The sequence below is a fragment of the Tenacibaculum sp. AWR4_210 genome, assembly GCF_056160945.1.
Window position 1 is genome coordinate 1 of record NZ_JBSWYF010000084.1, and the last position, 288, is coordinate 288.

At 51.7% G+C, this 288-nt stretch carries 1 protein-coding gene; it reads right to left on the bottom strand.

Translation table 11 applies throughout. The features are described from left to right. A partial coding sequence (locus ACXAG7_RS20130) for a hypothetical protein (RefSeq protein ID WP_476667951.1) occupies positions 1-288 on the bottom strand: 288 nt, incomplete at both ends.

Consider the following 288-nt stretch of genomic DNA (forward strand, 5'->3'; position numbering starts at 1 on the left):
GAGCTGTTGCTGCTGTGGTACATGGTGCCGTTGCGGCTACTGTATACGTATAGGTATTAGCCCCTGCTAATGCTGGTGACCAAGTTCCGCCGGTAGCTGGACTTCCTCCTAAGGCGGCAAATAACTGTGCTGATGTTACCGTGCTTCCTGCACAGATGGTGAGTGTTCCGTTAGTTCCCGCATTTGGTAAAGCTTGCTCGCTTACCACTACCTGAGCTGTTGCTGCTGTGGTACATGGTGCCGTTGCGGCTACTGTATATGTATAGGTATTAGCCCCTGCTAATGCTG